General features: G+C 66.4%; 5 protein-coding genes. All 5 read left to right on the forward strand.

The features are described 5' to 3' along the window. The coding region (locus WBF82_RS08450) for an acyl-CoA dehydrogenase family protein (protein ID WP_424382599.1) at positions 1-497 on the forward strand (497 nt) is incomplete at its 5' end. Continuing rightward, positions 494-1,621, forward strand: a complete 1,128-nt coding sequence (locus WBF82_RS08455) for an acyl-CoA dehydrogenase family protein (RefSeq protein WP_424382600.1) — start codon at positions 494-496, stop codon at positions 1,619-1,621. The genes WBF82_RS08450 and WBF82_RS08455, both read left to right, overlap by 4 nt. Before the next feature lie 2 nt (positions 1,622-1,623). Then, positions 1,624-2,772 (forward strand): acyl-CoA dehydrogenase family protein, encoded by a 1,149-nt coding sequence (locus tag WBF82_RS08460; RefSeq protein ID WP_424382601.1) that lies wholly within the window; start codon positions 1,624-1,626, stop codon positions 2,770-2,772. Next, positions 2,769-3,713, forward strand: a complete 945-nt coding sequence (locus tag WBF82_RS08465) for an acyl-CoA dehydrogenase family protein (RefSeq protein ID WP_424382602.1) — start codon at positions 2,769-2,771, stop codon at positions 3,711-3,713. The genes WBF82_RS08460 and WBF82_RS08465 overlap by 4 nt, the downstream gene beginning before the upstream one ends. Further along, the coding region (locus WBF82_RS08470) for a class I adenylate-forming enzyme family protein (protein WP_424382603.1) at positions 3,710-4,947 on the forward strand (1,238 nt) is incomplete at its 3' end. The genes WBF82_RS08465 and WBF82_RS08470, both read left to right, overlap by 4 nt.

Genomic DNA, 4,947 nt, shown 5'->3' on the forward strand with positions numbered 1-4,947 from the left:
AGTTCGACACCGAGCCCGTCGTCACCGCTCCGGTAGACGTGGAATCGGCGCTGGCAACACCGTTGGTCGCCGTGGCCGCCGACTTGGTCGGCGTGGCCGCCGCCGCGCTGGCCCGCTCGGTCGAGCATGCGAAGTCACGACAGCAGTTCGGCAAGCCGATCGGGGCCTTCCAGGGCATCAAGCACGCGTTGGCCGACAACTACGTCGCCGTCGAGCGCGCCCGCAGTCTCACCTACGCGGCAGCGGCGCGCCTCGACGATCCAGCGACCTCGCCCTCGGCCGGCTGGACCGCTGCGGCGCTGGCCAAAGCAGCAGCATCCCAGGCGGCGGTCGGCTGCGCACGCACCGGCGTTCAGGTCCACGGCGCTTTGGGGCAGACCTGGGAACACGACATGCACTTATATCTTCGGCACGCGTGGCAAGGCGCCTCGACGCTGGGAGACAGTCGCGCGCTTTACCACGCAGTGGGACGCCGCGTGGTCGGAGGTGGCCAATGACGCGCACCGACGTCGACGTGGTCGCCGAGTATGCAGCCTGGCTGACGGACTTTCTGCCGGACGACTACTACGACCGTTACCGCGAGTATCGCTGGGACCTCGGCCTGCGGCGTGGGTATCAGCGCGCGGCGTTCGAGGCGGGCTGGTTGCAGCCGACCTGGCCGCGCGAACACGGCGGTCGATCGTTGGGCTTGGCCGACGCGATGGAGATCCGGCTCGCGGGAGCGACGCGGTCGGCACCAAAGATGCCCAACATCGCCGGCCCCAACGTTGTTGCGCCGGGGATTCGCCAGTTCGGCACCACCGAGCAGATCGACCGCCTGCTGGTTCCGCTGCTGCGAGGCGACGAGTGGTGGGCGCTGGGCATGTCGGAGCCCGAAGCCGGATCCGACTTCGCCGGCCTGCGCACGCGCGCCGAGCGCGACGGAGACGTCTTTCGGGTCAAGGGCAGGAAGATCTGGACCACCCAGGCGCACCTGTCAAAGTGGTGCACGCTCTACGCCCGCACCGACCCGGACGCGCCCAAACACCGCGGCATCTCCTGCCTGATCCTCGATCTCGAATCTTCTGGGGTGACAATCGAACCCATCCGGATGGCATCGATCTCCGACGAGACGTTCTGCGAAGTCATTCTCGACGACGTCGAGATACCGGTGGCCAATCTGCTGGGACCCTGCAACGGCGGATGGCAGGTCGCATTGGCGTCACTGAACCATGAACGCCAAATGATTTGGATCATGAACTGGGTCGAGATCCAACGCGCCCTCGATTCGATTCGGGGATCGCACACCGCGCACGACGACTACGCGTCCGGAGAGGTCTTCACTGAGCTCGGCTCGCTGCTCGCCGACGCCGAAGCGCTGCGTGCGACCGGCTACCGCTCGCTGCACAACGAACTCGCCGGTCGGCCAAGCCCCGAAGCTGACATTCTCAAACTCCTCGGTTCGCTGACCCTGCAGCGGGTTTGGGATCTTGCGGCCGCGGCCGTCGGGCCGACCTCCATCAACGATGCAGACCTGCTGTTCGAACGCCAGGACGCGTTGGCGGCGACCATCTACGGCGGGACATCCGAAATCCAACGCAACATCATCGCCGAGCGGCTGCTCGGACTGCCGAAGGGATGACGATGGACTACGACCTCGGTGCCGATGCAGTCGACCTTCGAAAGCGGCTGCGCGACTTGATATCCACGCATATCCCGGAAGGCTTCTTGGGCGCATGCACCGACGACCCGAGAGACCTCGCCACCACTGAGTCGTTTTGCAAGCTGCTAGCCTCCGACGGACTGCTGGCCCTGGCCTGGCCGAAAGAGCATGGCGGCGGGGGAGGTTCGATCTGGCAGCAGACCGTACTGCGTGAGGAAATGTGGGCCCACCATGAACCTCGCGGCGCACAGTACATGGGTATCAACTGGGTCGGCCCCGCGCTGATGCGTTATGGGACCGCCGAGCAGAAGGCCCGACACTTATCTGCCATCTCCGCCGGAGAGGTGATCTGGTGCCAGGGATTCTCCGAGCCCGAAGCCGGAACCGATCTCGCGTCGCTGCGCACGCGAGCGGTGCCCAACGGCGAAGGTTGGCGCGTCACAGGCCAGAAGGTGTGGACCTCCTATGCCCAGATGGCGTCCTGGTGCGTGCTGGCGGCGTGCACCGACCCGCATGCGCCGAAGCCCAACCGGCTCAGCCTGTTTCTCGTACCGATGGACCGACCCGGTATCACCGTGCGGCCAATCCGCTCAATGCTGGGACCGCACCACCTCAACGAGGTATTCCTCGATGACGTCGAGGTGTTCGCCGACGAGGTCCTCGGCGAGGTTGGCGACGGCTGGCGGGTCATGCGCGAGGCGCTCGCGTTCGAGCGGGTCGGGATCGCTCGGTACGCGCGGTGTGAGTCGCTGCTGGATCGGATGCAGGACGAACTCGGCGACGACTGGGACAGGTTGCCCGAGTCGATCCGCGCCAGGTGGGTGCGGGCACTGATTGACTTGCGCGTCGCACGGCTGCTGGCCTATCGCGCGGTGTCGCTGCAGGATGATCCGTCGGCTGGCCCGGCGGCCAGCGCCGCCCGCATCGCGACCACCACGTGCGATCAACAGGTCGCCGAGTTGTTGTTCGACGTGCTCGGCCCGTCGGCACTGGACAGCGGCACTTCCGCGCGACTCCACGGGGCGGTTGAAGACCACTGGCGTTATGCGCAGGCGGCCACGGTCGCGTCGGGAACGATCGAAGTACAGCGAATGCTGGTCGCCCGCGAAGCTTTGGGGAGTCACAGGTGAAAACAGCTCTGCCAGAAGACGTTACCGAGTTCGCCGCTGTCGCCGCCAAACGATTCGCCCGGCTCGGCGGCCCGCAGGCGGCTTTGCGAGCCGAAACAGAGGATCGCGTGCGGCACGACGCGCGGTCTGCGCTGGCCGACCTCGGCGCATTCGACCTCGACGTCAGATCCTCCTCTGATGATCTGCTGGCGGCCGCTGTGCTCTGCCAGGCCGCGGGAGCCACGGCCCTGCCCTACCCGCTCGTCGAGGAGCTGCTAGCGATCGACGGCGCTCGGCTGGCCCTGGTCAATCCCGAAGCGCCGCGCATCGAGCACGGCGACCTGCCCGGCGACTGGATCGCCGCCGACCTCGACGGTAGGCGCTACCACGTCCAACCCTCCGCGCGAACCGCCGCCAAGCTGGGGCCGTTTCTGGTCCCGGTTGCCTTGACCGAACCGGACGGCACAGTGCCGGCAGCCGACGTCGATATGCACCTGACGCTGGGATCCTGGCGGATTCTGGGCGCGGTGCAGCAGGCACTGGAGATCACCCGGCAACACGTGAACGCGCGAATGCAGTTCGGCAAGCCGTTGGCGGAATTCCAGGCCGTCCGATTCACCATCGCCGACGCATCGGTCGCCGTGCGTGGACTTTACGAACTCGCCAAGTACACCATCAGCCGAACGGAATCGGCTGCAGCTCAAGTACGCTCGGCGGACGCCTTGATACTCCGGCTCAAGGCCGCCGATACCGCGCGGCAGGTTTTACGCACCGCGCATCAGTTGCTCGGCGCGCTCGGCTTCTGTGACGAGTCCGACGTCAGCGTCCTGGACCGGCACACTCAACCGCTGATCCGGCTGCCGCTCAGCAGCGAGATGCTCGCGCTGCGACTAATGCCCGGCGTTCGCGGCGGCCAACTGGAGACGTTGTTCTCTGAGCCAGTCGCGGCGGAGCCGGTGTGAGCACCGGAGAACTCGCCGCCGGGGAGGCTCCCGGCCAGCAGGACGACGGGATTCCGTTCGGGGTTCAACTCCAGCACCTCGCCGAACAACGCGGTAGCGAACCAGCTTTGGACACGTTGGCGCCGGACGGCACCACCCGCGCGCTGACCTTTGCACAACTTGACGCGCGGGCCAACCAATGGGGGCGGACTCTGACCGCGGCTGGAGCTGAACTCGGTTCGCTTGTTGCACTTGCGATTCCCAACTCTGAGCAACTCGTGCTGACCGCGCTCGGCTGCTGGAAGATCGGTGCGGTTCCGGTCCCGATGCGCTGGGACCTGCCGGAGTGGGAGCGGTCCCGGGTACTGACGGTGATCGAGCCGGCCGTCACCGTTGACGAACAAAGCCGCGACACGCTGGCCGAACGCGCCGCCGAGCAGTCAGACGAGCCGCTTCCGACTGTGGTGTCCCCCCATGCCAACGGGATTTGCAGCAGCGGCTCCACGGGTCTGCCCAAGGTGATTCTGACGTTGGCGCAGGGTGTCTGGACGCCAGAGTCGTCCTTCCCCTTCCTTGCCGCCTGGGCGCCAACCGCCCAGCCGCAGACCATTCTCGTTCCGGGCCCGATGTATCACACCAACGGGTTCTCGCCGCTCAGCTACCTGTTGGGCGGCGACCGCTTGGTGGTACTCGAAAAGTTCGACGCGGCAACCGTTGTCGATGCGATCGAGAAGTATCGGGTCACCAACTTCACTGCTACGCCGACGATGCTCGCTCGCATCGCGGCTCTTCCCGATATTCAGCAGCGGGATTTCTCTAGCATCGCGTGGATCTTGCAGGGCGCCGCGCTAATGCCGCACGCGCTACTGCACACCTGGTTCGATCTGCTCAGCCCCGAGCAAGTCGTGATGGCCTACGGGATGACCGAAGGCCTTGGGATCACCGCATTACGCGGCGACGAGTGGCTGGCCCACCCGGGCAGCGTCGGCCGTGGCTTCCGGGACACCGAGGTGCGGATACTCGACCCGAACGGCCAGCCCCTGGGTCCCGGCGAGCTCGGCGAGGTCTACTTGCGTTCGCCGATGAGCGCCGGCTATCGCTACCTGGGTGGCGCGCCGCTGTTGCCGTCCACGCCGGATGGGTTTCGGACCGCCGGTGACCTCGGCCACCTGGACTCCGACGGATACCTCTACATCGCCGATCGCCGCAGCGACATGATCATCACCGGCGGCGCCAATGTCTTTCCCGCGGAAGT

Origin of the sequence: Mycobacterium sp. (assembly GCF_049673265.1) — a bacterium.
GTDB lineage: Bacteria > Actinomycetota > Actinomycetes > Mycobacteriales > Mycobacteriaceae > Mycobacterium.

Excerpts from the sequence above, each read along its gene's own strand:
- WBF82_RS08455 (WP_424382600.1), top strand. The coding sequence starts at position 494 with ATGACGCGCACCGACGTCGACGTGGTCGCCGAGTATGCAGCCTGGCTG.
- WBF82_RS08460 (WP_424382601.1), top strand. The coding sequence starts at position 1,624 with ATGGACTACGACCTCGGTGCCGATGCAGTCGACCTTCGAAAGCGGCTG.